Genomic DNA, 26,279 nt, shown 5'->3' with positions numbered 1-26,279 from the left:
GTCAGGCCTCCTGACGGTTGGCGGATGAGGTCGACGCCGATGCGAATTCCGTTGCGTCGGCAGTGAGGTCGAGGTAGGCCTGTTCCAACGTGGCCTGCTCATCGACGAGTTCAAGGACAGGAATGCCTTCGGCGGCGGCTATCGCACCGACCTCCCCTGCCTTCGCGCCCTCGATGGTCCATGAGCCGTCCTCGCCCTGCGCGGGGTCATATCCCTTGCGGATGAGGACATCGCGCAGCCGCGTGGATTCGGTCGTCCGCATCCGTGCGCGAGGCTTGCTGCGGGAGTCCAGGAAGTCCTGCATCGGCAGGTCGGCGAGGAGCCGGCCCCGGCCGAGGATCACGAGGTGATCGGCGAACGACGAGGTCTCGTTCATCAGATGGCTGGAGACCAGGACCGTGCGTCCCTCGCGGGCGAGTCGCTTCATCAGCTCCCGGACCCAGATGATGCCTTCCGGATCGAGACCGTTGGACGGCTCGTCCAGCATCACGACCTCCGGATCGCCCAGCAGGGCGGCCGCTATGCCCAGCCGCTGTCGCATGCCGAGTGATAAGGTCTTGATCCGGGTTCCGCCGACCTCGGTGAGGCCTGCCTCTTCCAGGACCTCCTCGACCCTGCGCGCACCGAGGCCGTTGCTGACCGCCAGGGCGAGCAAGTGGTTCCGCGCGGTGCGCGAGCCATGGGCGGCCTGAGCGTCCAGCAGGGCGCCGACCCGACGCAGCGGATCGCTGAGCGCAGCGTAGGGCTGCCCGCCGATCGTGGCCTTGCCGCCGGTGGGCCGGTCGAGGCCGAGGACGAGTCGCATGGTGGTGGACTTGCCCGCGCCGTTGGGGCCGAGGAAGCCGGTGACGCGCCCCGGGCGCACGCTGAACGTGAGGTTGTCCACGGCACGGGTCGTGCCGTATGTCTTGGTGAGCTCGTGGACGTCGATGCTGGTCATGTCCTCAGCCTCGCCGTCGCGTCCGGGGCCCCGCTTCCCCCGCGCGTGGGGATCGTCTCCCTCTCGCGGGGGAGCCGCCGCACGCATGCGGGCTGGCACGATGGCTGCATGTTCCGCCTTCTGCGCCCGCTCGCCGCATCTGTCACCTACACCCGGTGGCTGCATCTGCTTATCCCGGGTGCGGGCTACAGCGTGTGGTTGTTCATCTCGCCGGATTCCCCATGGGCGCCCATGGTCGTCGCGGTACCGGTCGGTCTGGTGCCCGGTATGCGGCTGGCCGAGGGGGTACAGGCACAACTTCTGCTCGCACCGGAGGAAAGAGGCAAGGCTGATGCCAGTATCTCCGCGGCCACGGCCGCCACTTGGGGCGACCGCTGGAGAACCGTGCTGTGGCTGGAGATACGAATGCTGCTCGCCGTTCCCGTGGGGTACGCGACGGTGTGGCTGTCGGCAACCGCGATGGACCTCGTCCTCACCGCCTCCGGCAGCGGCCCGAGCGATCAATGGCTGGTCCGCGGGGTGGAGCCGCACTGGTGGTATGCCCTGCTCTCCCCCCTGCCCCTCCTGCCGCTGCTCGCCGTCGTCGTGTTGAGCGGCCGGCTGATCACCGAGGCCGCCAAGCAGCTTCTCGGCCCCTCGCCCGTGCAGCGGCTGACCGCTCTGGAGGAGCGCACCGAACAGCTGCTGGAGCGCAACCGCATCGCACGTGAGCTGCACGACTCGATCGGGCACGCATTGACGGTCGCGGTCGTACAGGCCGGCGCGGCCCGGGCTGCACACGACCCGGAGTTCACCGAACGGGCCCTTGCCGCGATCGAGGAGACGGGCCGGGACGCGCTCGACGATCTGGAGCGGGTGCTGCGGGTGCTGCGCGAATCGGGGCCGCCCGCGGGGCAACGGCCGACGCTCGTGGAAGCGGACCGGCTCCTGGACTCCGCGCGCAGTTCGGGCGCGAAGATCGACGCTGACGTGTCAGGTCCGCTGGAACAGGTTCCGGGCGCGGTCTCCCGCGAGGGATATCGCATCCTTCAGGAGTCCCTCACCAATGTGCTGCGTCATTCGGGTACAGTCCCCGTCCGCGTGCGGATCACCCTTGCCGACGGCGGGCTGGAGTTGGAGGTGACCAATCCACTCAATGCCGCGATAGCCGATTCGGTAGCTGTGCCGGGCGGCGGGAGCGGGCTGCGGGGCATCCGGGAGCGGGCCGCGCTGCTGGGCGGAAAGGCCGAGACGGGTCCGCACGAAGGGCAGTGGCGCGTTCGTGCCAGGCTCCCGTTGGACGGCCTGAGGGCTGCCCCTTAGCCCTTGGCCCATCAGTGCGGCGTCGCGGCGTCAGATGCGGCAGGTCGCGAGACAGGAGGCGTCGGCACACCGAGTGCGAGCGGGTGTTCCGGCGACGCGGCAAGGTGCCGCAGCTGTCGTCGTGCGCCCGCCAGGGGGTGCGGGACAGCGCTTAGGGTGGCCCAATGCCGGTTAGCGTACTTCTGGTCGACGACGAGCCCCTCGTCCGCGCGGGGTTGCGTGCGGTCCTTGAGGCCCAGCCCGATATCGAGGTGGTGGGCGAGGCGGGCGACGGCGCCGCCGTGATCCCTCTGCTGCATCAGCTGCGCCCCGATGTGGTGGCCATGGATGTCAGGATGCCGTTGATGGACGGGATCGAGGCAACCCGGGTGGTGCTGCGTACGGTGCCTGATCCGCCGAAGATCCTTGTGGTGACCACCTTCGAGAACGACGAGTACGTCTATGAGGCGTTGCGTGCCGGTGCGGACGGCTTCCTCCTCAAACGTGCCCGGCCCGCCGAGATCGTGCATGCGGTGCGTCTGGTCGCCGAAGGCGAGTCGCTGCTCTTCCCGGCGGCGGTCCGGCAGCTCGCCGCCGAGTACGGGACGAGCAAGGCGCGCGCGGTCATGGACCGGGCAGCGCTGACCGAGCGGGAGTCCGTGGTCCTGCGGCTGATGGCCCGTGGCCTGTCGAACGCGGAGATCGCTGCCAAGCTCGTGGTCGGCGTCGAAACGGTGAAGACCCATGTCAGTGCTGTACTGGCCAAGTTGGGCGCGAGGGACCGTACCCAGGCGGTGATCGCGGCATATGAATCCGGGTTCGTCGCCCCGGGCTGAATTCCCGGCTCCCGGGAACCGCCTCGCGGCCCACGGTCGCCCCGCACCTGGGCAGCGAGTACCATCCGCCTGACATGCGCTAGAGCTGGGAGGACACACCGTGGGCCGGCTGACCGGTGGGGATCCGTCGCTGTTGCGACGCATCAATTCCGCGGTGGTACTGCATGCCCTGCGAGGTGCCGACTCCCCGACCCTGACGGACCTGACCCGGATCACCGGACTGTCCCGTCCGACGGTCGAAGGTGTCATGGAGGGGCTCTTCGAGGCCGGGCTGGTCGTCGAGTCGGGGCCCGACGGGGGCGAGACCCGGCGCCAGGGGCGGCCGGCCCGCCGGTTCCGGTTCCGTGCCGAGGCCGGGCATCTGCTCGGCATCGAGATCGGCCCGCACCGCGTCTCCGCGCTGCTGTCGGGGCTGGACGGCCGGATCATCGGCGCGGGCGCCCGCGAGGTGTCGGAGACCGCCGGCGCCGATGACCGGCTCGACAAGGTCAGGGCCGTGGTGGCCGACCTCCTGCGGCGGACGGGCGTGGCCAGGAGCAGTCTGCGCGCGGTCGGGGTCGGCAGCCCCGGCATCGTGGAGGCCGACGGGACGGTCCGGCTGGGCACCGCCCTGCCCGGCTGGACGGGTCTCGCGCTGGGCGAGCGGCTGAGGCGCTCCTTCCGCTGCCCGGTCCTGGTGGAGAACGACGCCAATGCCGCGGCGGTCGCGGAGCACTGGAAGGGCGCGGCCACCGAGTCCGACGACATCGTGTTCGTCCTGGCGGGGCTGAGCCCGGGTGCCGGTTCGCTGATCGGTGGACGGCTGCACCGCGGGTTCGGCGGTGCGGCGGGCGAGATCGGCGCGCTGCACCTGCTCGGCCGCGAAGTGACTCCGGAGCGGCTTCTGTCCACGACGGACACCCCGCTGGATCCGTTGGACGAGCCCGCGGTCGCCGATGTGTTCGCGGAAGCCCGGCGCGGCGATGCCCGGGCCCAGGCCGCGGTCGAACGCTTCATTCAGCGTCTGGTGCACGATGTGGCGGCGCTGGCGCTGGCGCTGGACCCCGAGCTCGTGGTGGTGGGCGGCTGGGCCACCGGGCTGGACGATGTGCTCGATCCACTCCGCAGCGAGCTGGCCCGCTACTGCCTCCGGCCGCCACGGGTCACGCTGTCGCTGCTCGGTGAGGCCGCGGTGGCCACCGGCGCGCTACGGCTGGCGCTCGACCACGTGGAGGAGCAGCTCTTCGCGGTGGAGGGAACGGTGACGGCCCGCCGCTGACTGCGACGGGCCGCGCATACCGGCGGACGGTGCCTGCCGACGTGGACCGGTGGAGCCGGCCCCGGTCAGGAGGCCCGGCGCTCCTGGTCGTGGTGGCTGATCTCCAGGTCTCCCGAGTCACCGAAGGTGAGCCGGCAGGTGTCGGCCCGGTACGTGGCGACGGAGAGCGCGGCAGTACCGCCCGCCGCGAGGTAGCGGGTGGTGACGACGAGCACGGGGGCGCCGGGCAGCCGGTCGAGCTCCTTGGCGTCGTCCACACGCGCCGAGCCCAGCTCCACCGACCGGTCCTGGCCGTCGAGGCCGAGACGGTGCAGCTCGCGCAGGACACGGCGGGCCCGGGCAGGCCCGGACGGAGCGTCGATCGCGGAGAGTTCGGGCACGGACGGCGACGGGACGTACAGGAACTCCGCCGCGACGGTCTGCCCGTTGGTCACCCGGATCCGGCGCACGATGTGTATCGGCGCGTCGGCTTCCACGTCGAGCACGGCCGCCACCGACGACGGGGCGACCGCGGTGGAGCAGTCCACCGGCTGCCAGGCCTCGGCCGGACCTCCGCCGGACCAGTCCCGCTGTGCCGTGGAGACGGCGACTCCGACTCGCGGCGGCGCGACGGTGGTCCCGACGCCGCGGCGACGCTGCAGCCTTCCTTCGAGTTCGAGCTGTTCCAGAGCCTGCCGGAGCGTGGCTCGGGCGACTCCGAACCGGGCGGCGAGCTCGCGCTCGTTGGGCAGGATCTCCCCCACCGCAAAGTCCGAGTCGAGTGCCTCACTGAGCACGGTCTTGAGGTGCCAGTACTTCGGCTCCTGTACCGATTCCAGCTGCGTCGTCCCCACCCTGTCCTCCGCAATCACCCAGCGGCTATTCCGCGACGTTATTTATTAAAGGTTCCTGTCTTAACGTTGAGACCATAGGACGGTACACACCCTTGGTCAAGACCAATCCTCGGTCGGTCACGCAGGGAAACGGGTCTCTGCCGCAGAGCGTTCACAGGACGTTCGTGGCGCCGTGAGGCGAACGCAGCAAAGAGCCCCACGACCGGGCAGGACGTGGGGCTTCGGACAGGCGCGACGAAGGGCCATGCGGCCAGGGGCCGGCTACTTCTCCGGGAGGTCGGTGAAGCCGGTGAGCTTGTCAGGGTTCCGCACGATGTATACGCACTGGATGAGCCCGTCCTCGATGTCGAGCTGAACGACCGAGTCGATCTTTCCGCCCAGGAACAGCAGCAGGCCGGGCCCACCGTTGAGTTCCAGCAACCGGTGGTCGAGGGCCTCGGCCTGGTCGTGGGCGACGGCGAAGAGGAAGCGGCCGACCTTGTCGGCGCTCTCGATGATCCGCAGCGGCGCCCTGGACTTTCCGCCGCTGTCCCCGACGAGCCGCGCGTCGGGGGCGAGCAGGGCCAGCAGTTCCTCGATGTCGCCGCCCGCCGCCGCGGCGAGGAACCGCTCGGTGAGGTCACGGCGTTGCACCGGGTCGACGTCGTAGCGCGGTTTGCGCTCCTCCACATGGCGCCGCGCACGTCCCGCCAGCTGGCGCACCGCGGCCTCGGTCCGGTCGAGGGCGGCGGCGATCTCCGCGTACGGGAAGCCGAACGCCTCGCGCAGCACGAAAACGGCCCGCTCCAGCGGCGACAGGGACTCCAGGACGACCAGCACGGCGACCGATACGGAGTCGGCCAGCACCGCCTGCTCCGCGGTGTCGGGCACGGACGGTCCGAAATCGGTGACGACCGGCTCCGGCAGCCACGGCCCGACGTACGCCTCGCGCCTCGACTGCACCTGGCGCAGCCGGTCGATGGCGAGGCGGGTGATGATCCTCACGAGAAGGGCGCGCGGCTCCCGCACGTCCTCGCGGGACGCGGAGGACCAACGGAGCCAGGCCTCCTGCACCACGTCCTCGGCATCGGCGATCCGGCCCAGCATGCGGTAGGCGACGCCGGTGAGCACGGGGCGGTGGCTCTCGAAGACATCGGTGGCGGTGTCGGCTGTCACTCCCCCATCCCAGCCGACCTGCCGCACCCTGTCCAGCGCGAATCACCAGCCCCTCTTGAACTGCGGGCTACTGAACGGTAATTGTTATTGACGAGACGTCCAAGTCGCCTTCAGGCATGGCCTCTTCATGCCGGAACACCCCGGGAGCACCAGCATGGCCACCACGGTCTCGTTCAACGTCGACTCATCGCAAGGGCCCCGGACGGTGTCCGTGGCGTATGAGCGGACCGGCGCCGGCGAGCCGCTGCTCCTGCTCCACGGCATCGGTCACCACCGCCAGGCCTGGGATCCGGTGCTGTCCGTGCTCGCCATGGAAAGGGACGTGATAGCCGTGGATCTCCCCGGCTTCGGTGTCTCGCCGGAGCTGCCCGAGGGGCTGCCGTACGACCTGCCGACCGTGGTGAAGGTGCTCGGCGCCTTCTGCGACGAGCTCGGTCTGGACCGGCCCCATGTGGCGGGCAATTCGCTCGGCGGTCTGCTGGCGCTGGGGCTCGGCCGGGAGAAGCTCGTACGGTCGGTGACGGCGCTGTCCCCCGCCGGTTTCTGGACCGAGGGCGAACGCCGCTACGCGTTCGGGACGTTGCGGGCCATGCGGCGGGCCGCGTTGTCGATGCCGGTCCCGCTGATCGAGCGGCTCTCGCGCAGCGCGGCCGGGCGCACGGCGCTGACCAGCACCATCTACGCCCGGCCCGGCCGCCGTTCACCCGATGCCGTCGTCGCGGAGACCCTTGCCCTGCGCGAGGCGACCGGCTTCCACCAGACGCTCGCCGCCGGGGGGAGTGTCTCGTTCACCGACGACGTGCCGGGGCTGCCCGTGACCGTCGCCTGGGGCAGCCGGGACCGGATCCTGCTGCGCCGGCAGGGAATCAGGGCCAAGCACACCATCCCCGACGCCCGGCTGGTCCGGCTTCCGGGCTGCGGTCATGTGCCGATGAACGACGATCCGGCGCTGGTGGCACGCGTCGTTCTCGACACCAGCCGCTGACGGCGTACCGGGCGCCGGAACCGTACGCCGAGCCGCTTCGCTCCGCGACAGGACGCCCGACCCGAGGGCGACCCCCAGCCCGACCAGAAAGCTGCCGCCGACCTGTGCGAGGCCGTACGAACCGGCGCCGACGAGCGGTGCGGTCAGCGCGGCGGAGACGGGGATCAGGCCGGAGAAGAGTGTGGCGCGCTCGGCGCCGATGCGCTGCATGCCCATGTACCAGCAGACGAAACCGATCACCGTGACCACGGCTGCCTGCCACAGCAGCGCGAGCGCCTCCGCCGCGGTGGGTGTCCGCAGCACACCGCTGCCGTCCAGGACCAGGCCGAGGCAGACCGACTCCGCGGCGGCGATGGAGCAGACCGTGGCGGACAGCAGCTTCGGTCCGAGCGGTCGCAGGACCGGCACGGCGAGGACGGCGAAACCGACCTCGCCCGCCAGCGCGCCGACCGAGCAGAGGATGCCGGCCAGGTCCGTACGGCCCCAGCCCTGGACGACGAAGGCCCCGGCAGCGACGAGCGCGGCTGCGTACATGACCGTACGCGTGGGCCGGCGGCGGTCCATGAGTGGCGCGAGTACGGCTACAAAGATTGGGGCACAGCCCACGAACACCCCTGGAACGGCGGGCTCCGCAGATCGTTCCGCGCCGAGCACGGCGAGGTTGAAGCCGACCATGCCGATGGCTGCCAGCAGCGCGAGCCGTCCCCACTGGCGCCGGGTGAGGGTGCGCAGCACGGCAGTCGGCCGGGACCGCTCGTCCCGGGCCAGGAGGAGTACGAGCAGGAGCGCCGCGAGGCCGTAGCGCAGCGCCTGGCCGCCCGCGTACGGATACTCGCCCAGGACACTGTTGGCGGTGAAGGAAGCACCCACGAGGATGCAGGCGAAGGCGGCGAGGAGCGCCCCGCGCAGAGAGCTGACGTTCATGGAATCGACGCTAGGCAGCCGGGCGGTCCGGTTTAAGGTCCACTTTCATGATGTCTTCGGAGACCAATTCGCGGTCGGAGCGCTCTCGGGACGGGGAGTCCGCCACCGCCGCCTGGGAGCTGCTGCTTCCGGCCGCCGCGGAGCCGGCCCGCCGGCGCGGTCGTGCCCTGCAGTCGGCCCTGCGTGAAGCCGTGCGTTCCGGCCGTCTCGTTCCGGGTACGAGGCTCCCGTCCAGCCGTGCGCTCGCCGCCGATCTGCGGGTGTCGCGGGGGCTGGTCACCGAGGCGTACGAGCAGCTCACGGCCGAGGGCTATCTGCGCAGCGGGCGTGGTGCGGGCACCTGGGTCTGCGAAGGGGTCCGCGCTCCGGCGGCGGGGGCGCGGGATCTCGCTCCGCGTGCCGCGGACGTGAGCGTGGACTTCCGGCCCGGAACGCCCGATCTTTCACTGTTCCCGCGCAGTGCCTGGGCCGCCGCCCACCGCTCGGTGCTCGGCCGGCTGCCGCACGGCGCGCTCGGCTATCCCGATCCACGCGGGCTGCCCGGTCTGCGGGACGCCCTGGCCGCCCTGCTGACCAGGCGCCGTGGGGTGGTCGCGGATCCGGAGCGCCTGGTGGTGTGCTCCGGCGTGGCGCAGGCGACGACTCTGCTGGGGTTCGTACTGCACGGGCGCGGAGTGCGGACCGTCGGTGTCGAGGATCCCGGGAGCCCCGAACACTCCGCGTTGTTCGCGTCCGCGGGCATCACCACCATCGGTCTGCCGCTCGACGACGAGGGGCTGGTGACCGCGCCCCTCGTGCGCTCGGGAGTGCGCGCCGTGGTCACCACGCCGGCGCACCAGTTCCCCACCGGTATCGCCTACTCCGCCGCCCGTCGCGGCCGGCTTCTGGAGTGGGCGCGCGCCACGGACGCGCTGATCGTGGAGGACGACTACGACGGCGACTTCCGCTACGACCGCGCACCGGTCGGCGCGCTGCAGGGGCTCGACCCGGAACACGTCGCGTACACCGGCTCGGTGAGCAAATCGCTGGCTCCCGGGCTCCGGCTGGGCTGGCTGCTCGCACCGGCGGCCATGACCGACGAGATCGTCGCCCGCAAGCGCACGATGGATCTGGGCAATCCGGCCGTCGACCAGGCGGTCCTCGCCGACTTCATCACCCGGGGCGGCTACGACCGGCAGCTGCGCCGCTGTCAGCGCGCCTATCGCGAGCGTCGCGACACCCTCACGTCGATGCTGGTGGAGCACTTCCCCGGAACCGAGGTGAGCGGCATCGCCGCGGGTCTCCACATCATCGCCGCGCTGCCCGAGCGGTACGGCCCGGAGCCGGTGTTCATGGCGCGCGCGGCCGATGCCGGGGTCGCCCTGCGGCCGCTGGGTGCCTGCGGCACCGTGCCGGGCGAGGACGGGGCGGTGCGCCTGGTGCTCGGTTACGCCCATCTGGCGCCGACCGACATCGAGCGGGGCGTACGTCTGCTGGCGGCGGCGCAACGGGACGCGGGAGGACCGGCCACCGGCGGGGGCCGTGGCCGGGTGTTCATCTGAGGTTGGTGTGCGCGCCGCCGACGGGAACAAGGGTGGAGTCGATCGACCGGTCACCCGTTCGTCCCGCCGACCACGCCCCGGAGGCGCCTCGATGTCGTACGCTCCGCGTTTTCCGTCCCCTGCCCGCCGCAGTGTGCTGCGCGGTTCGCTCGCCGCGTCGGCCGCTCTCGCGCTCCCCGCTGTGGGCGCGGCTTCCCCCGCCTTCGCGTTGTCCGGCCGGCCGCGCGCGGCATGGGGTGTGCAGGTGGGCGATGTGACCTCGTCGTCCGCGCTGGTCTGGGTGCGGTCGGACCGGCCGGCCCGGATGATCGTGGAGACATCGGCGACGGAGTCGTTCCGGCGGGCCCGCACCTGGCACGGTCCGCTCGTCGGTTCCGGCACCGACTTCACCGGGACGACTCCGCTGTACGGGCTGCCGCCGGGCGAGCAGGTGCACTACCGGGTGACGCTCGCCGATCCCCACGACCCGCGCCGTACCGGGGAGCCGGTGCACGGGACCTTCCGGACGGCCCCCGCCCGGCGCCGCGACGGGGTGCGCTTCCTGTGGTCGGGCGACATCGCGGGACAGGGCTGGGGCATCAACCCGGACATCGGCGGCTACGCGGTGTACGACGAGATGCGCCGCCTCGATCCGGACTTCTTCCTGTGCAGCGGTGACAACATCTACGCGGACGGAGTGATCGAGCCGAGCGTGACGCTGCCCGACGGGCGGGTCTGGCGCAATGTCACCACCGAGGAGAAGGCGAAGGTCGCCGAGACCCTCGCCGAGTACCGCGGGAACTTCCGTTACAACCTGCTCGATCACAACCTCCGTGAGTTCAACGCACAGGTCCCGTCGATCGTTCAGTGGGACGACCACGAGGTGCGCAACAACTGGTATCCGGGGCAGATCCTCGACGACGCCCGGTACACCGAGAAGAACGTGGATGTGCTGGCGGCCCGTTCGATGCGGGCGTTTCGCGAGTACTTCCCGGTGTCCACGCTGCACTCCGCGTCCGGGGAGGGCCGGATGCACCGCGTGGTGCGCCACGGTCCGCTGCTCGATGTGTTCGTGCTCGACATGCGGTCCTTCCGCAACGCCAACTCCCCCGGCCGGCAGCCCGACGACACGACGGGCATCCTCGGTGCCGAGCAGCTGCGGTGGCTCAAGCACGAGCTCTCCCGGTCCCGCGCGGTGTGGAAGGTGATCGCGGCGGACATGCCGCTGGGACTGGTGGTCACCGACGGCGCGACGGACTTCGAGGCGGTCGCGCAGGGCGATCCCGGGGCCCCGCTCGGCCGTGAGCTGCAGATCGCGGAACTGCTGCGGTACATCAAGCACCGCCGGATCACGGGCACGTTGTGGCTGACCGCGGATGTGCACTACACGTCGGCGCAGCACTACGAGCCCGAGCGTGCGGTGTTCAAGGACTTCGCGCCGTTCTGGGAGTTCGTGTCGGGGCCGCTGGCCGCAGGTCAGTTCCAGGCGAACGCGCTCGACGCGACGTTCGGTCCCGACCGGGTCTTCGTGCGGGCGCCGGACCGGGCGAACGTGTCGCCGATGGAGTCGCCGCAGTATTTCGGGGAGGTCGACATCGACGGCGACAGCGGCGAGTTGACCGTGCGGCTGCGCGCGCAGGGCGGCTCCGTACTGTTCAGCAAGGTACTGCAGCCGGGGCGCGTCGGTCAGTGAACCAACGCCCGGCGACCGGCCCCCGGGCGTTGGCCGGGGGCCGATTGTCAGTGGTGGGATCTACGGTTTTTCCATGACCCGATCCGTTCAGGCATTGGCCTACGCACGCCCGTCCGCCCTGGAGCCCTCGCAGTCGGGGCAGCTCCTCGGGCTGGAGACCTCCGGTGGCCTCACACCGCGGGGTGCCGAGTCCCATCCCCGGTTCTTCTCCGGTTTCCTCACCTCGCCGGGGATCGCCGCCCGGGGCCTGCTCGCGGTGGCGGACGTGGCCTCCACGCGCTACTACCAGCGCACCCTGCCCGCGTCGCTCGACCCGGTGGTGACGGGCAACGGCGACCGGCTGCGCTTCGAGTCGTTCTCCGGCTGCTGCGGGGTGTACGCACGCCTGGATGTGCTGCAGGACGGTCTGGACGGTACGCGGACGGGGCACGGGACGACGAATGTGGATGTCAACAATCCGCTGCGGGAGGCGCTTTCGCGGATAGCGGGTGACGATCCGCTGCATCTGCGGGTGGGTCCGGACGAGATGGCCGTCACCACGCTGGACGGCCCGGTCGTGGAGAAGAAGGTGCCGCTGCCCGACCGGTGGCTGCGCGGTTTCGCCGAGGCCCAGGTGGTGTCGGCCGGTTTCGATCTGCGGGCCGAGCTGCCGGCCGCCGAGGCCGTCCGGTTCCTCCGTTCGCTGCCGCGTTCGGGGAACGCCTCGCGGGGCGCCCGGTGGGTGGTTCCCGCCGGGAAGACGCTTCGGCCGACGACCCGGCCGGTGGCCGGGGCGGTGTGCCTGCCGGGACCGGAGCGGTTGGTGGCGTTGCAGCGGGTGCTGCGTCATGCCACGTCGCTCCGGGTGTACGGGCCGGTCACCGACGGGGCGGCGACCGCGAGTGCCTGGGAGGTCGTACTGCCGGGCATGCGTCTCACGCTGACGCTCTCGCCCGATGCCTCGCGCGGTTTCTCGGGCGAGGGCGGTGTGCTCGACGCGCTGGCCACCGATGACGCGGCGGCCGACGCCGAGTTGGTGTCCGTGCTGCTGGCCTGGGAGCCCCGGATCGACACCGCCGACCTGGCGGAGGAGTCGGGTCTCACGGTGGAGCGGGTACGGGCCGCGCTCACCCGGCTGGGGACGGCGGGCCGGGTCGGCTACGACCTCGCGGACGCGGCCTACTTCCACCGCGAGCTGCCCTATGACGCCGACCGGGCCGAGCGGCACAATCCGCGCTTGGTGGCGGCCCGGCAGCTGGCCTGCTCGGGTGCCGTCGTGCTCGACCAGGACGTGGCGGCCGTGACCTCGGGAGAACGCCGCTATCAGGTGAGGGAGAAGGACGGAATGCTGAGCTGCACCTGCCAGTGGTGGGCGGACTACCGAGGACGGCGGGGCCCGTGCAAGCACGCCCTGGCCGTCCGTATGGTCCGTCGCGGCGCTCCGGTCGCCGGGGGTGTGCGATGAAGGAGCTTCTCACCGCAGTACGGGAATTGCGCGCGCACGACGTGCCGGAAGTGCTGGCCGGGATGGACAGGGCGGAACGCAGAGCGGCGCTGGCCGAGCTGAAGGCGCTCCGGAAGGAGGTGCGCAGCTGGAACTGGGACAAGCAGGACCGGGTCCGCAGGGCCCTGCTGGTGGCCGGTGCGGGCTGCCACACCGGCGCCGCAGGATGCGCCTCCTGGATCGGCGGACGGGATCTGGCCGGCTGGAACCGCCAGCCCTTCCCACTGGTCCTCGCGGCCTTGGCGGACCGTGACCCGGAGTGGCTAGGTGACGTCGCGCATCGGCTGGCGGCCCGGCCCGCGACCGCGCAGACCATGTACGAGCTGATCTCCGGGCTGGTGAAGAAGGCGCGGTGCCCCGTGCCCTCGACGGATGGTTTCGTGCTGGGCTGGGCCGAGGCGATCTCGATGGCGCAGTGGCATCGGCGCAAGAAGCGGCCACTCGTCGAGGTGCTCCGCAGCGATCCGTACGCGCCTGCCCTCCTGCCGCGGATCTTCGAGGTGCCGGAGCTGCCGTCGCAGATGCTCTGGCCCGACGATGCGAACGATCCCTGTCAGTGGGCCACCACGTTGGCCGCTCTCCCGAAGGAGGGCCTGCTGGAGCGGCCGGTACTCGTCGACGGTTGTGTGACCCGGCTGTTGCGTGGCGGAAAGCTCAGCGAACTGCGCTTCTTCCTTGGTCTCCTGCGCGAGCTCGAACTGACCGAGCAGGAGGAGACCGAGCGGCTCGCGGACTGGATCGGGATGGCCGCCGACGGCGCCTCCACCGTGGCGGGCCACGCCCAGGGGGTGCTCACCCGGCTGGACGGACGCGGTGAGCTCACCGTGCGGGCCCTGGCGGACGTCTCGGCATCGGTGCTGTTCCGCACCGAGAAGAAGCTGGTGCGGTCCCAGCTCGTGCTGCTCGGCAAGGTGTTGCGTCGCGATCCGTCGGCGGCCGACGAATTGCTGCCCGTCGTCGCGGGTGCTTTCGAGCACGAGGACATCGACATCCAGGAGCGGGCTCTCAAGCTCGTGGCCCGGTATCTGCCCGCCGCCGGGACCCCGGTACGGGAAGAACTCGCCCTGTCGGCTGCGCTGCTGGGGCCGGCGCACCGCACGATGGTGGCCGAGGTGTTCGGCGGCCCGGCGGCCGGGACGCCCGGCAGGCAGGAGTACGAGGAGCTGCTGCCCCCGGTTCCGGACCCGCAGCCCCTCGGTCCGGCACCTGCGACGCTGCCCGAACTGGTCGAGGAGGTGGTGACGCTGATCAGATCGGCGACGCCGGACGTCACCACCTTCGAGTGGGCCCTGGACGGGCTGGTCCGCCATGCCCACAGCGACCGGTCGGCGTTGACGGACGCATTGCGTGACGCGCTGGCGGGTGAGTGGTGGCTCGAGAACGAACCGCCGTCGCAGACCGAGCGGCAGCTTCGCTCGGACGCGGAGATCAGGCTCGTCGTGGCCACGCTGCTCGGACGGGTGTCGGCACGGGCCGTGCAGGAGGAGCGCGCTTCCTGGACCGGCACCGGGACCTGCGTCCACGCCGCGCTGAACGGGATCCTGAGGGCCCGGCTGTGGGAGGCGGCCGACGCGGTGCTGAGCGGCTCCACTCCGTTCCTGCTGGCCGTCCCCACCTGGCACACCGGCTCGCTCGACCCGGCGGTGCTGGTCGAGCGGCTGAGCGACTATCAGCGGCTCGGGGTGCGGCCCGGCGAGGCCGACTTCGCCCAGGCCCTGCTGCGGGTGCGACGCGGAGATCAGCACGGGGCCGCGGAGGCGGCGGCACTGCTCGGCACCCCTGAAGGCGACCGGCTGGCCGCATGGCTGCGGGCCGACGAGCCACTCGCGCGGGTGCACCGCTTCGATCTGGAGAAGAGGGGCCGGGAGGGACAGACGGTCGTACGGTCGTCCCGCGCCCTGATGGCCAGCCAGGAACGCCCGTTCATCCAGGAGGAGTTCCCTCGTTCCTTCCACTGGCTGGGCCGGCCGCAGGTTCCGGCGCATCGCCACTGCTACCACTGGGACGACCACCCGAACCAGTGGACCGCCACCCTGCCCGAGGACGCCGAGACACTGGCCGCCTGGCTGCTGCCGAACATCGCGACCGGTGTGATCGAGGAGATACGGGACACCCTCGGGCCGCTCGTACTGCTCACCGAACTCGACGCGCCCGCGGGCGAGGCCGTCCACCTGATGGTGGCGTATGCGCTGGGGGCACGCCATCCGGAGGACCGGCTCTCGGCGGTGGACGCCCTGCTGATGCTCGCCACCCGGCAGCAGCTCGACGCAGCGCTGCTCGGCAAGCAGTTGGCGGACCTCCTCGGAAACGGTCTGATCAAGCCCAGCCGCCTCGCGGATTCCGCCCGTACCGCAGCCGCCACCGGCGCGTACCGGACGGTGCTGTCCGCACTGACCGGCGCCCTGCCGGGGCTGCTGGCGCAGGAGAAGGCGCCTCGCGGACTGGGCGACCTGCTCTCCGTGGCCGCCGAATGCGTGGAGCACTGCGGTGCGGAGGGTGGCGGGGAGCCGATACCCGGGCTCGCCGAAACGGCCGCGCGCGGCGGATCATCGCAGTTGGTACGTCAAGCGGTCCGGCTGAAGGCCGCCTGGGAGCAGGACTCGGATCGGGCGTGACAGCCCAGCACCGAAACGGGCCGCATCACAGTCCACCAATACAACGAAAGTGGGCGATAAGGGACTAGATCCACACTTAACCCATCAGTCACAGAGTGTTCGTGGTCAGGCAACAACACTGAGCCAGAGTGAAGCCATGACTGATGTGACATCCGCGAAGACCGTCCACCGCTCCCACCACTGGCGACGGGACGTGACCGAGCTCGCCGCGCTGTTCACCGCGGTCGCAGTGGCCGACGCCATCGCGAACCTGATCGGACACCAGCCCGACGGACCGTATCTGCTGATCGCCTCGGCCGTGGCTCTGGCCGTGACGGCCGCTTTCCACACCTGGTGGGCCCGGCGCCACAGCCACGCCCCGCCGCCGGCCGGTACCGGCCTCCCCGCCGAGGGGGACGGCGGCAGCACGGTCCCGGGCCACGGCACCGACGTCGCCACGACCGTGCCGGTGGACACACCCACCGGCACGGGACCGGCGCCGTCCCCCGAGGAGACGGCACTGTGGCGGATGCGGACCACGGTGCGGGACACCCCCGGCTGCCTGGCAGCGCTGTGCGGTGCCCTCGCCCGGCACCGGGTCGACATCCTCACTCTGCAGACGCACCCGCTGGCCCGGGGCACGGTCGACGAGTTCCTGCTGCGGGCACCCGCCCCGCTCCAGGCTCAGCAGCTGAGCCGGGCGATCTCCGCCGCCGGGGGCAGTTCGACCTGGATCGAGCGGGCCGACACACACGATCTGGTCGACGCCCCTACGCGCGTGCTGGGCCTCGCCACCCGCACCGCGCTGGACGCGGCCGAGCTCCCCCTCGCGCTGCGGCAGCTGCTCGGCCGCTGCACCATCCACTCGCTGCCCGCCGTCTCGGTCACCGGCCGGGCGACCGGTGAGACCGCACCCGTCGAAGGAGTGCTGGAGGAGACGGTGATGCGGCTGCGCGACCCGTCCGGGGGTGCGATCACCATCGAACGGCCCTATCTTCCGTTCACGCCGACCGAGTTCGCCCGCGCCCGTGCCCTGGTCGAGCTCGATGCCCGGCTCGGCCCCCGCGTCCCGCGCAGCGAGCATGTGCTCACCCTGCCCGAGGGCAGCGACATCACCGTGCGCCGCGCGGACCGCGGTGACCTCTCGGCAGCACGTGCGATGCACGACCGCTGCTCCGAGCAGACGCTGCGACTGCGCTACCACGGGCCGGTCCACGACGCCGACCGCTACCTGGACCACTTGCTCAGTCCCCGCTTCGGCCGCACCCTGGCCGTGCAGACGACCTCGGGCAGCCTGGTGGCGCTCGGCCACCTCCTCTGGGACGGCGACGAGACCGAAGTGGCCCTCCTCGTCGAGGACGACTGGCAGCGCCGCGGCATCGGCTCCGAGCTCCTGAGCCGCCTGGTGGCGCTCGCCGTCGAGGCGGGCTGCGACAGCGTCTATGCCGTCACCCAGTCATCCAACACCGGCATGGTCGCGGCCATGCGCGCGCTGTCGCTGCCGCTGGACTACCAGATCGAGGAGGGCACCCTGGTCATCACCGCCCGGCTGGACGCGACACCGGTCCGCTCGCTGCCCCCGTACGAGCAGGCCGGTCGCTGACTCCTCGGCAGCTCAGGCCCCGACCACCGAAGCCCCTGGCACGGAGACCCCGGCCGCTCACGACCCGACCGCAGACGGCCCGGGCACGGAGGCCCCGACCGCAGAAGCCCCGGAAGCGGAGGGCTCACGTCCGGCGTCCTGCGAGCTCAGCGCCTGGCACAGATCGGCCCACAGGTCCTCGACGTCCTCCAGGCCGACCGACATGCGCAGCAGCCGGTCCCCGACACCGGCGGCCTGCCGGTCCCCCTCATCCACGATGCGGTGGCTGATGGAGGCCGGATGCTGGATCAGGGTGTCCACGCTGCCCAGGCTCACCGCGGGCGTGATGAGCCGCACGGCCGAGATCACCCGGTGCGGATCCCCGTACACCTCGAACGAGACCATCGCACCGCCCAGCTTCGGGTAGTGGACCCTGGCGACGCGCGGATCGGCGGTCAGCCTGCGGGACAGTTCGGCGGCGCTCGCGGACGCCGCCCGTACCCGTACCGGGAGCGTGGCCAGGCCGCGCAGCAGCAGATATCCGGCCATCGGATGCAGCACCCCGCCGGTGGCGAAACGCACCTGCCGCAGCCGGGCCGCGAACTCCTCGTCGCAGGCGACGACCCCGCCCATCACATCGCCGTGCCCGCCCAGGTACTTGGTGGCGCTGTGCAGCACGATCCGGGCGCCGTGCTCGACGGGCCGTTGCAGGACCGGGGTGGCGAAGGTGTTGTCGACGAGCAGCGGCACCGAGCCGCAGGAGTGCGCGATCGCGCGGATATCGACCTCTTTGAGCGTCGGGTTGGCGGGGGTCTCGACCATCACAAGACCGGTGTCCGGGCGGATCGCGTCGGCGATGCCCGCCGGGTCGGTCCAGGTCACCTCCGTGCCCAGCAGCCCGGCGCCGAGCAGGTGATCGCTGCAGCCGTAGAGCGGCCGGACGGCGACCACATGGCGCAGTCCCATGCTCGCGCGGACCAGCAGCACAGCGGTGAGTGCCGCCATTCCGCTGGCGAACGAGACGGCGCTCTCGGTCCCTTCGAGCCGGGCGAGCGCGGTCTCGAACCGGGCGGTCGTCGGGTTGTCCAGCCGTGCGTAGACCGGCGGTCCTTCGAGCCTCGCACCGGTGGCGGCGAACGTGTCGATCCGCTCCGCCTCGCCCCTGGAGTCGTAGGAGGGGTAGGTGGTGGACAGGTCGATCGGCGGAGCGTGCAGTCCGAGGGCCGCGAGGTCGTCGCGGCCGGCGTGCACGGCATCGGTGGCGAGCGCCCTGGACCGGGTTGCCGTCGGGGGCGCCATCGAGTATTCGGTGTCCATGCCACCACTCTGAACAACGCCCGGGATGGTGAGGTCATCCCCCGTGCTACGTTCGGCAGATGGCCGATTCTGTCGCTCTTGACCCGGTGGACCTGCACATTCTGCGACTGCTGCAGAACGATGCCCGGACCACCTACCGCGAGTTGGCCGCCGAGGTCGGGGTCGCGCCCTCGACCTGCCTGGACCGGGTGACCAGGCTGCGCCGCTCCGGCGTGATTCTCGGCCACCAGCTGCGTCTGGACCCGGCGAGGCTCGGCCGGGGTCTGGAGGCGCTGCTCTCCGTACAGGTGCGGCCGCACCGCAGAGAGCTCATCGGTCCGTTCGTCGAACGCATCAGGACGTTGCCGGAGTCCCGTGCGCTCTTCCACCTGACCGGACCGGACGACTATCTGGTCCATGTCGCGGTCACGGACACGGCCGATCTGCAACGTCTGGTGCTGGACGAATTCACCTCGCGCCGCGAAGTGGCCCGGGTCGAGACCCGGCTGATATTCCAGCAGTGGGAGTGCGGGCCGCTGCTCCCGCCCGCAGAATCGGCGGAGCCGGGGCCCTGAGACCGAATAATGATGACGCGGAGGCCTCCGGCGTACGAGGATGTCCGCATGTCAGACACTTCCAGCAGCGCGCTGCCCCGTCAGGTCGCCGACGCCTACGTCGACGCATTCATCGAACTCGACCCGATCGCCGGCACCTACCTCGGTGTCGCGGAGAGCTCGCGCCGCCTTCCCGACTTCTCCCCCGCAGGTCAGGAGGGTATTGCCGAGCTGGCCCGTACCACCCTGGTGAAGCTCGATGCCGCCGAACAGCTGCCCGGCGCAGACAGCGACTCCGAGCGCCGCTGCGGCCGGCTGCTGCGCGAGCGCCTCATGGCGGAACTCGCCGTCCACGAAGCCGAAGAGGGGCTGCGCTCGGTCTCCAATCTCCACTCCCCGGCGCACAGCGTCCGCGACGTGTTCACCGTGACGCCGACCGAGACCGACGAGGACTGGGCGGCGGTAGTGGACCGGCTGCGCGCGGTGCCCGCCGCGTTCGAGGGCTACCGCGAGTCGCTGGCGCTCGGTCTGGAGCGCAAGCTCCACGGCGGCCCGCGCGCCACCGCCACCTTCATCGGCCAGCTCGACGAGTGGGCGGGTGAGGGCGGTTCGGGCTTCTTCCAGGACTTCGTGGCCCCCGGACCCGCGTCGCTCCGTGCCGATCTGGACGACGGTGCCCGGCAGGCCACCGAGTCGGTCGTGGCGCTGCGCGACTGGATGCGCGATGTGTACGCCCCCGCGGTCGAGGGCGCTCCGGACACGGTGGGCCGCGAGCGGTACGCGCGCTGGTCGCGTTACTTCAACGGCACCGACCTGGACCTGGACGAGGCGTACGCGTACGGCTGGTCCGAGTACCACCGGCTGCTCGCCGAGATGAAGACCGAGGCCGAGAAGGTGCTGCCCGGCGCCGGCCCCTGGGAGGCGCTGGCCCATCTCGATGTGCACGGCAAGCACATCGAGGGGGTCGACGAGGTCCAGGCCTGGCTGCAGGCTCTGATGGACGAGGCGATCGAGGCGCTCGACGGAACGCATTTCGAACTCGCCGAACGCGTACGGAAGGTGGAGTCCCGCATCGCCCCGCCCGGCGGCGCCGCCGCCCCGTACTACACGGGGCCCTCCGAGGACTTCTCGCGTCCGGGCCGCACTTGGCTGCCCACGATGGGCGAGACCCGCTTCCCGGTGTACGACCTGGTGTCCACCTGGTACCACGAGGGTGTGCCCGGCCATCACCTCCAGATCGCGCAGTGGACGCATGTCGCCGACAGCCTCTCCCGCTACCAGGCGTCGATCGGCGGGGTCAGCGCCAACTGCGAGGGCTGGGCCCTGTACGCGGAGCGCCTCATGGACGAGTTGGGCTTCCTGCCCGACGCTGAGCGCCGCCTCGGCTATCTCGACGCGCAGATGATGCGCGCCTGCCGGGTGATCGTGGACATCGGCATGCACGCGGAATTGGAGATCCCGGCGGACTCCCCGTTCCACCCCGGCGAGCGGTGGACGCCCGACCTGGCTCAGGAGTTCTTCGGCAATCACAGCGGCCGTCCGGCCGACTTCGTGGAGAGCGAGCTGACCCGCTATCTCTCGATGCCGGGACAGGCCATCGGTTACAAGCTGGGCGAGCGCGCCTGGCTGCTGGGCCGGGAGAACGCCCGCAAGGCCCACGGCGACGCGTTCGACGCCAAGGCCTGGCACATGGCCGCCCTGTCGCAAGGGCCGCTCGGTCTCGACGATCTCGTCGACGAGCTCTCCAAGCTCTGACACGGTGGCCCGGCGGCCGGGCCCGGTTCACTCCCCGGGCCCGGCCGCCGAGCACCTCCGCAGCCCGAACGGCCGGACCGGCCGGGACAGTCAGGACGACCGGACCGGCCGGACCGGTCGGGACACTCAGGACGACCGGACCGGTCAGCAGCCGCAGACCTCGGAGTCGACCGGTGCGGTGAGCGGGTCCGCGTCCCGACGCTCCCGCCCCTCCCAGGTCTCGGACTCGAAGCCCTCACGCACCCAGTACTCGAAGCCGCCGAGCATCTCCTTGACCCGGTAGCCGAGTTCGGCGAGGGCCAGCGCGGCACGCGTCGCGCCGTTGCAGCCGGGGCCCCAGCAGTACGTGACCACGGGGACCGCCGGGTCGAGCAGCTGGTGGGCCTGCTCGGCAATGAGCGGGGTCGGCAGGTGCACCGCGCCGGGGATGTGTCCCTGGTTCCAGGAATCGGTGGAGCGCGAGTCCAGGAGCACGAAGCCCGGATCGCCGTCGGCCGCGAGCGCGGCGGCGACATCGGAGACATCCGCGTGGAAGGCGAGCGAGGCGCCGAAGTAGGCGACGGCCGCCGCCGGGGAGACGGGCGGGACGTGCAGGACGGGGTGGGCCGCGGTGGCGGTGGGCTGCGAGGTCATGTCCAGAAATCTATGGCCGGTGATCCGCTCCCGGAAGATGAGATCCCCGGCACAATGCTTGCCCTGCCGGGGATTTCCCTGTTGTCTCCTGCCCATGACCGACTATTCCCCGGATGCCACCGACTGGCGCATCCTCGATGTCCTGCAACGCGAGGGGCGCGCGTCGTTCGCCGAGCTGGCGCGCGCGGTGTCGATGTCCCCGAGCGCGGTGACCGAGCGGGTGCGCAGACTGGAGGAGGCCGGGGTGATCAGCGGTTACGCCGCCGTGGTCGACCCGGAGCGGCTCGGGCTGCCGATTCTCGCCCTCGTACGGCTGCGCTACCCCAACGGGCACTACAAGCCGTTCCACGATCTGCTCGAAACGACTCCGGAGATCGTGGAGGCCCACCATGTCACCGGTGACGACTGCTTCGTACTGAAGGTCACCGCCCGCTCGATGAGTCACCTGGAGGAGGTCGCGGGCAGGATCGGCGCGCTCGGTTCGGTGACCACGAGCGTCGCCTACTCCTCGCCGCTCCCCCGCCGCGCCATCAGCCGCTGACCTCGCCGGAGGTGCGGTGCCGGACCGCCGATCCGTGCCGTTCCTTCACCACTTCGAGCTGGGCGGGGATGCGGCGGCGCAGATCGGCGACATGGCTGACGATGCCGACGCTGCGGTCCCGCTCGCGCAGCGAGTCGAGTACGTCGAGCACCTCGTCGAGGGTCTGGTCGTCCAGGCTTCCGAAGCCCTCGTCGATGAAGAGGGTGTCCAGCCGTACCCCGCCCGCCTCGTCGGTGACCACATCGGCGAGGCCGAGCGCGAGGGCGAGCGAGGCGAAGAACGTCTCGCCGCCCGAGAGCGTCGCCGTGTCGCGCTCGCGGCCGGTCCAGGCGTCGACGACATGCAGTCCGAGGCCCGCTCTGCGGCCTCCGGTGCGGGCGTCGGAGTGGACGAGTGTGTAGCGGCCGGAGGACATGCGCTGGAGCCGTGCGGTGGCGGCGGCGGCAACCTGTTCGAGCCGGGCTGCGAGCACGTACGACTCCAGCCGCATCTTGCGTTCGTTGTCCGCGGAGGTGCCCGCGGTGAGTCCGGCCAGCCGTGCCACCCGGTCGTACTCCTCGCGCAGCGGGCCCAGTCCGCGCACCTCGTCCGCGGTGCGGCGGGAGAGCCGGCCGAGTTCGGCGCAGCGCTCGCGCGCGGCCGCCAGTGCGGCCGAGGCGTCCCGCAGCAGCCGTTCGGCCGTGTCGTACGCGGCCTGCGCGGCGTCCACCGCGGCCGGCGGGTGCTCGGCGGCGGCCCGGGTCTCCGTCTCGGCCAGCCGGTCGGCCACCGCCGCCGCCTCGGACTGCCAGGCGTCGACGAGCCGTTGGAGTTCGCGCTGTTCGGCATCGGGGAGGAGGGTCTCGGCCGCGGCCTGCGGGGTGTCGAAACCGGCCCGGAACGCGGCGTCCGCGAGCCGGTCGTCGGCCTCCTTGCGGTGCTGTGCGGCGGCCTCCTCCGCACGTACCGCCTCGGCGGCCGCGGCGAGCAGCGCGACGCGGCGCTCCAGCAGCGCGGCGTGCTCGGCCACGCTGCCCAGATCGCCGCGAGCGGTCGCCAACTCGGCTTCCAGTACGGCGTGTTCGCGGTCCAGTCCTTCGCGCAAGGAGGTGCGGGCCGCGGCCCGGCGTTCGGCGAGCTGCCGGGCTTCGAGGCGTTCGGCCTGTTCCCGCTCGGCGGCCGCGAGGGCCTCGCGCACGGCGTGCATGCCCGCCGCGGTGCGGTACGCCTCGGCGTGCATGCCGGTCAACCGGTCGACGAGTGCGCCGAGTTCGGCCACGGTGGGCTCGGCGTCGGGTGCGGTGCCGGCCGGGCCCGCGGCTACCGGACCGGTCCCGGCGGTCGGTGACGGCCCGGCCGAACCGACGGCGGCGCTCCCGGTCACGCGTGCCGACACGGCGGGGTCGGCGGCATCGGCCCCGTCCCTCTGCTGGGGCACCGACGGCAGTGCGGCCACGCGGGCGGCGGCGTGCTGCTCGCGTACTACGCCGAGCTCCCGGTCCGCGCGCGTACGTGCCTCGTCGGCCCGGCGGTAGGCGTCGAGCGCCCGCTCCTCGGTGGCCCGGTCGACATGTCCGTCGGCCGCGCGGGCCGGGTTGGGGTGGTCGGCCGAGCCGCAGACCTTGCAGTCCTCGCCGTCCACCAGCCCGGCCGCCAGCTCCGCCGCGATGTCCCGCAGTCGGCGTTCGCGCAGCTCCAGCCACGTTTCGTGGGCTCCGGCGGCGTGCTCGCGGGCGGTGGCCAGCCGCTCGGCGGCGGCGGACACCCGGCCGGCGAGCGCGTCGCGGCGGCGGGCCGCATCCAGCCGGGCGCGGGCGGGCTCCAGCCGGCCCGCCAGCTGTTCGGCGCGGGTGGCGGCCTCCTGGGCCGCCTCGATGCGGGCGCGCAGTCCGTCGCGGGTGGACTCCCAGCCGGCCAGCCAGACCTCCGTGTCGCGGATCAGCTCGTCGTCGGCCCTGGCCTGGCGCTCCAGTCCGGCGCGCTCGGTGTCGATCTGCGCGCTGCGCAGCTCGGCCCGCTTCGCGGCTTCGAGCCCGCCGAGCTCCTGCCGCAGCCGTCGCTCCAGCTCCGCGAGCTGTTCGGCACCGGCCTCGGCCAGGGTGCCGGGCAGCACCGCGCGGGCGCGGTCACGGGCCTGGCAGGCCATCCGGTAGGCGCGCTCGGCATCGTCGCGCAGATCCAGTGCCGGTGCGACGAGGTCCGCCTTGCGGGCCCGTGCGAGTCGTTCGTGGTGGCGGTCGCGGTCGGCGCGGCGGTCTTCGAGCACGGCGGCGCGGCGCCGGGTCTCCTCGTACCGCTGCTGGAGTGCGGCGAGTTCGCGTTCGCCGTCGAGGGCCTGTCGGGCGGCCGACTGCCGTTCCTCGGCCGCGGCCAGGGCGCAGGCGGCGATGTCGAGCCGTTCGCGGGCGCCGCTGCGGGCCGTCGCCGCCCACTCCAGTACCCCTTCGGCGAGCCCTGGTTCGCCGGGCTGGATGTCGGGCAGCGGCGCCTCGCGTCCGGCGGGTCCGGCGGCCTGGGCGAGCCGCTGGGCGACCGCGAGGACACGTTCGTCCCCGGCCCTGACCTTGGTCTCGGCGGTGCGGCGCAGTTCGGCGAGGCGGTCTTCGACGGCGGCGAACCGGCGGGTGTCGAAGAGCCTGCCGAGGAGTCTGCCGCGTGCCTCGGCATCGGCGCGCAGGAAGCGCGCGAAGTCGCCCTGCGGCAGGAGCACCACTTGGCAGAACTGCTCCCGGCTCATTCCGATGAGCTGGGTGATCTCCTCGCCGATCTCCTGGTGCGAGCGGCTGAGCGGCCGCCATCCGTCGTCGGGGTCGTACTCCCGCAGCCGGCTCTGGGCCTTCTCCGTGGTGAAGCCGCTGCCCTTCTTCTTGGGGCGGGGCTGTGCGGGGCTCCGGGTGATCTCCAGGCGGCGGCCGCCGACGGTCAGTTCCAGTGCGACCTCGGTGGCGAGATCCGCCGGGGCGTGGTCGCTGCGCAGGGAGGTGCCGGGGCTCTGACGGGCGCCGGGCACCGCGCCGTAGAGGGCGTAGCAGACCGCGTCGAGCACGGAGGTCTTCCCGGCGCCGGTCGGCCCGTGCAGCAGGAAGAGACCGGCCGACGAGAGTGCGTCGAAGTCGATGGACTGGGTGGTGCCGAACGGGCCGAAGGCGGTGAGATCGAGCCGGTGGAGTCTCAACGGTTCACCTCGCGCACGCCGTCGTCCACCCGAACGTGGTCGAAGGCACCGCGCAGCACCGTTCGTTCCTGTTCGTCGGCAGCGGAGCCGCCCCGCACATGTGCCACGAAGTCCTCGGCGATCTGCTGGTCGTCGCGCCCCTTGAGGCGCTGGGCGTACGAGGCGAGCGGGTCGTCGGGGGCCCGGTCCGGTTCGAACACGAGGCTGAGTGTGTGCGGGAACCGCTCCACGAGCCGGGCCATCGGCTCGGCCGGGCGCGCCGGGTCGGTGAGGGTGGCCTCGACCCAGGACTCCCGGTGCTTCTCCAGCGCGGGGTCGTCGATGAGGTCGTCGAGACGGCCGCGGAGCCGGGCGAGCGGGCGGGGCACCGGGCAGTCGAGACGTTCGGCGGTGATCGTGCCCGAGGCGTCGAGGTCGATCAGCCACATGGTCTTGCGGTGGGTGGCCTCGGAGAAGGAGTACGCGAGCGGCGAGCCCGAGTAGCGGACGCGTTCGGTGACGGTCTGGCAGCCGTGCAGATGGCCGAGCGCCACGTAGTCGACGCCGTCGAAGACCCCGGCGGGCACGGCGGCCACCCCGCCGACGGTGATGTCGCGCTCGCTGTCGCTGGGCTCACCGCCCGCGACGAAGGCGTGGGCGAGCACGACGGAGCGGGTGCCGTCCGGGCGCTCGGCCAGGTCTGTGCGTACCCGTTCCATGGCCGCGGTCAGCACCGCTTCGTGCCCGGCGCGCTCCGCCTTGAGGACGTCCTTCACCAGGGCCGGTTCCAGGTAGGGCAGCCCGTAGAACGCCACGTCGCCGTGCGCGTCCGGCAGGACCACGGGGGTGGCGCAGCCGGCCGGGTCGGTCCGCAGGTGGATCCCGGCCCGTCCGATCAGACCCGCGCCCACGCCCAGCCTGCGTGCCGAGTCGTGGTTGCCGGAGATCATCACGGTGGGCACGCCGGCGGCGGCGAGCCGGTGCAGCGCGTCGTCGAAGAGCTCGACGGCGGCCAGTGGCGGTACGGCCCTGTCGTAGACATCACCTGCGACGAGGACCACGTCCACCTCGTGCTCGCGCACCGTCGCCACCAGGTGGTCCAGGTAGGCGGCCTGGGCTTCGAGCAGGGAGACCCGGTGGAACGAGCGCCCCAGGTGCCAGTCGGACGTGTGCAGAATTCTCAAGAGCCGGCTCCGACCTGCATCGTTCTCTTCCTCCGCCCCCGGGGCCGCTGAGTCCCTCTCGTCCCGCCCACCCCAGTCTCGCATCACCGTCGGCCCCGT

At 71.9% G+C, this 26,279-nt stretch carries 19 protein-coding genes and 1 pseudogene; 12 read left to right on the top strand and 8 right to left on the bottom strand.

Going from position 1 to position 26,279, the window contains the following annotated elements; translation table 11 throughout:
* Nucleotide 1 precedes the first annotated feature (1 nt).
* On the bottom strand, nucleotides 2–940 hold the full coding sequence (locus OG842_RS34170) for an ABC transporter ATP-binding protein (protein WP_266735361.1): 939 nt from the start codon (nucleotides 938–940) through the stop codon (nucleotides 2–4).
* Between the two features lie 108 nt (nucleotides 941–1,048).
* Here OG842_RS34170 and OG842_RS34165 point away from each other — a divergent pair, with 108 nt between their 5' ends.
* The 3 genes from OG842_RS34165 (at nucleotide 1,049) to OG842_RS34155 (ending at nucleotide 4,315) form a co-directional block, all read left to right on the top strand.
* Nucleotides 1,049–2,242 (top strand): sensor histidine kinase, encoded by a 1,194-nt coding sequence (locus tag OG842_RS34165; protein WP_266735363.1) that lies wholly within the window; start codon nucleotides 1,049–1,051, stop codon nucleotides 2,240–2,242.
* A 164-nt stretch (nucleotides 2,243–2,406) separates the two neighbouring features.
* Complete coding sequence (locus tag OG842_RS34160; RefSeq protein WP_266735364.1) at nucleotides 2,407–3,057, top strand: response regulator; 651 nt, start codon at nucleotides 2,407–2,409, stop codon at nucleotides 3,055–3,057.
* Between the two features lie 100 nt (nucleotides 3,058–3,157).
* Nucleotides 3,158–4,315, top strand: coding sequence for an ROK family protein (locus OG842_RS34155; protein WP_266735366.1), 1,158 nt, complete (start codon nucleotides 3,158–3,160; stop codon nucleotides 4,313–4,315).
* Nucleotides 4,316–4,380: 65 nt separating this feature from the next.
* Here OG842_RS34155 and OG842_RS34150 read toward each other — a convergent pair whose 3' ends face one another.
* Both OG842_RS34150 and sigJ read right to left on the bottom strand, forming a co-directional pair.
* On the bottom strand, nucleotides 4,381–5,148 hold the full coding sequence (locus tag OG842_RS34150) for a GntR family transcriptional regulator (protein ID WP_266735368.1): 768 nt from the start codon (nucleotides 5,146–5,148) through the stop codon (nucleotides 4,381–4,383).
* Between the two features lie 261 nt (nucleotides 5,149–5,409).
* The gene (gene sigJ / locus OG842_RS34145; RefSeq protein WP_266735369.1) at nucleotides 5,410–6,303 is read right to left on the bottom strand and encodes an RNA polymerase sigma factor SigJ; all 894 of its coding nucleotides are present in this window, start codon (nucleotides 6,301–6,303) and stop codon (nucleotides 5,410–5,412) included.
* 154 nt (nucleotides 6,304–6,457) lie between these two features.
* Here sigJ and OG842_RS34140 point away from each other — a divergent pair, with 154 nt between their 5' ends.
* Nucleotides 6,458–7,288, top strand: coding sequence for an alpha/beta fold hydrolase (locus OG842_RS34140; protein WP_266735370.1), 831 nt, complete (start codon nucleotides 6,458–6,460; stop codon nucleotides 7,286–7,288).
* A 75-nt stretch (nucleotides 7,289–7,363) separates the two neighbouring features.
* Here the strand turns inward: OG842_RS34140 and OG842_RS34135 are convergent.
* A pseudogene (locus tag OG842_RS34135) lies at nucleotides 7,364–8,212 on the bottom strand (DMT family transporter); the annotation flags it as partial.
* A gap of 47 nt (nucleotides 8,213–8,259) precedes the next feature.
* Between OG842_RS34135 and pdxR the strand changes: the two are divergent.
* The 5 genes from pdxR to OG842_RS34110 all read left to right on the top strand — a co-directional run bounded on the left by pdxR (nucleotide 8,260) and on the right by OG842_RS34110 (nucleotide 17,105).
* Nucleotides 8,260–9,753, top strand: coding sequence for a MocR-like pyridoxine biosynthesis transcription factor PdxR (gene pdxR, locus OG842_RS34130; RefSeq protein ID WP_266735371.1), 1,494 nt, complete (start codon nucleotides 8,260–8,262; stop codon nucleotides 9,751–9,753).
* A 91-nt stretch (nucleotides 9,754–9,844) separates the two neighbouring features.
* A complete protein-coding gene (locus tag OG842_RS34125; RefSeq protein ID WP_266735373.1) occupies nucleotides 9,845–11,425 on the top strand; it encodes an alkaline phosphatase D family protein in 1,581 nt (526 codons plus the stop codon).
* Between the two features lie 73 nt (nucleotides 11,426–11,498).
* Nucleotides 11,499–12,869 (top strand): SWIM zinc finger family protein, encoded by a 1,371-nt coding sequence (locus tag OG842_RS34120; RefSeq protein ID WP_266735375.1) that lies wholly within the window; start codon nucleotides 11,499–11,501, stop codon nucleotides 12,867–12,869.
* Nucleotides 12,866–15,523 (top strand): DUF7824 domain-containing protein, encoded by a 2,658-nt coding sequence (locus OG842_RS34115; RefSeq protein ID WP_266735376.1) that lies wholly within the window; start codon nucleotides 12,866–12,868, stop codon nucleotides 15,521–15,523. The genes OG842_RS34120 and OG842_RS34115 overlap by 4 nt, the downstream gene beginning before the upstream one ends.
* Before the next feature lie 136 nt (nucleotides 15,524–15,659).
* A complete protein-coding gene (locus OG842_RS34110) occupies nucleotides 15,660–17,105 on the top strand; it encodes a GNAT family N-acetyltransferase (protein WP_266735377.1) in 1,446 nt (481 codons plus the stop codon).
* A 57-nt stretch (nucleotides 17,106–17,162) separates the two neighbouring features.
* Here the strand turns inward: OG842_RS34110 and OG842_RS34105 are convergent, their stop codons facing one another.
* Nucleotides 17,163–18,401 carry a trans-sulfuration enzyme family protein gene (locus OG842_RS34105; RefSeq protein ID WP_266735379.1) on the bottom strand — a complete coding sequence of 413 codons (1,239 nt, stop codon included), beginning with the start codon at nucleotides 18,399–18,401 and terminating at the stop codon, nucleotides 17,163–17,165.
* A gap of 59 nt (nucleotides 18,402–18,460) precedes the next feature.
* Here OG842_RS34105 and OG842_RS34100 point away from each other — a divergent pair, with 59 nt between their 5' ends.
* A complete protein-coding gene (locus OG842_RS34100) occupies nucleotides 18,461–18,955 on the top strand; it encodes an Lrp/AsnC family transcriptional regulator (RefSeq protein WP_266735380.1) in 495 nt (164 codons plus the stop codon).
* A gap of 48 nt (nucleotides 18,956–19,003) precedes the next feature.
* Nucleotides 19,004–20,689 carry a DUF885 domain-containing protein gene (locus tag OG842_RS34095; protein ID WP_266735382.1) on the top strand — a complete coding sequence of 562 codons (1,686 nt, stop codon included), beginning with the start codon at nucleotides 19,004–19,006 and terminating at the stop codon, nucleotides 20,687–20,689.
* Between the two features lie 144 nt (nucleotides 20,690–20,833).
* Here OG842_RS34095 and OG842_RS34090 read toward each other — a convergent pair whose 3' ends face one another.
* Nucleotides 20,834–21,322, bottom strand: coding sequence for a rhodanese-like domain-containing protein (locus OG842_RS34090; protein WP_266735384.1), 489 nt, complete (start codon nucleotides 21,320–21,322; stop codon nucleotides 20,834–20,836).
* A gap of 94 nt (nucleotides 21,323–21,416) precedes the next feature.
* Between OG842_RS34090 and OG842_RS34085 the strand changes: the two genes are divergently transcribed.
* The gene (locus tag OG842_RS34085; RefSeq protein WP_266735386.1) at nucleotides 21,417–21,863 is read left to right on the top strand and encodes an Lrp/AsnC family transcriptional regulator; all 447 of its coding nucleotides are present in this window, start codon (nucleotides 21,417–21,419) and stop codon (nucleotides 21,861–21,863) included.
* On the opposite strand, the gene OG842_RS34080 is transcribed toward OG842_RS34085, so the two are convergent.
* Both OG842_RS34080 and OG842_RS34075 read right to left on the bottom strand, forming a co-directional pair.
* Entirely contained in the window at nucleotides 21,853–25,017 is a 3,165-nt protein-coding gene (locus OG842_RS34080) for an AAA family ATPase (RefSeq protein ID WP_266735387.1), read from the bottom strand. The two genes, OG842_RS34085 and OG842_RS34080, sit on opposite strands and share 11 nt — an antisense overlap.
* Entirely contained in the window at nucleotides 25,014–26,180 is a 1,167-nt protein-coding gene (locus OG842_RS34075; RefSeq protein ID WP_266735388.1) for an exonuclease SbcCD subunit D, read from the bottom strand. Before OG842_RS34075 ends, OG842_RS34080 begins: the two co-directional genes overlap by 4 nt.
* Nucleotides 26,181–26,279 lie beyond the last annotated feature (99 nt).

Origin of the sequence: Streptomyces sp. NBC_00376 (assembly GCF_036077095.1) — a bacterium.
Taxonomy (GTDB): Bacteria; Actinomycetota; Actinomycetes; order Streptomycetales; family Streptomycetaceae; genus Streptomyces.
Note: the sequence above shows the minus strand (reverse complement) of the source record. Positions and strands in the feature narration are given on the sequence as shown.

Coding starts and splice junctions, on each gene's coding strand:
- OG842_RS34125 (WP_266735373.1), top strand. CDS start 9,845: ATGTCGTACGCTCCGCGTTTTCCGTCCCCTGCCCGCCGCAGTGTGCTG.
- OG842_RS34160 (WP_266735364.1), top strand. CDS start 2,407: ATGCCGGTTAGCGTACTTCTGGTCGACGACGAGCCCCTCGTCCGCGCG.
- OG842_RS34090 (WP_266735384.1), bottom strand. CDS start 21,322: ATGACCTCGCAGCCCACCGCCACCGCGGCCCACCCCGTCCTGCACGTC.
- pdxR (WP_266735371.1), top strand. CDS start 8,260: ATGATGTCTTCGGAGACCAATTCGCGGTCGGAGCGCTCTCGGGACGGG.
- OG842_RS34085 (WP_266735386.1), top strand. CDS start 21,417: ATGACCGACTATTCCCCGGATGCCACCGACTGGCGCATCCTCGATGTC.
- OG842_RS34170 (WP_266735361.1), bottom strand. CDS start 940: ATGACCAGCATCGACGTCCACGAGCTCACCAAGACATACGGCACGACC.
- OG842_RS34140 (WP_266735370.1), top strand. CDS start 6,458: ATGGCCACCACGGTCTCGTTCAACGTCGACTCATCGCAAGGGCCCCGG.
- OG842_RS34095 (WP_266735382.1), top strand. CDS start 19,004: ATGTCAGACACTTCCAGCAGCGCGCTGCCCCGTCAGGTCGCCGACGCC.
- OG842_RS34115 (WP_266735376.1), top strand. CDS start 12,866: ATGAAGGAGCTTCTCACCGCAGTACGGGAATTGCGCGCGCACGACGTG.
- OG842_RS34110 (WP_266735377.1), top strand. CDS start 15,660: ATGACTGATGTGACATCCGCGAAGACCGTCCACCGCTCCCACCACTGG.
- OG842_RS34120 (WP_266735375.1), top strand. CDS start 11,499: ATGACCCGATCCGTTCAGGCATTGGCCTACGCACGCCCGTCCGCCCTG.
- OG842_RS34105 (WP_266735379.1), bottom strand. CDS start 18,401: ATGGACACCGAATACTCGATGGCGCCCCCGACGGCAACCCGGTCCAGG.
- OG842_RS34100 (WP_266735380.1), top strand. CDS start 18,461: ATGGCCGATTCTGTCGCTCTTGACCCGGTGGACCTGCACATTCTGCGA.
- OG842_RS34165 (WP_266735363.1), top strand. CDS start 1,049: ATGTTCCGCCTTCTGCGCCCGCTCGCCGCATCTGTCACCTACACCCGG.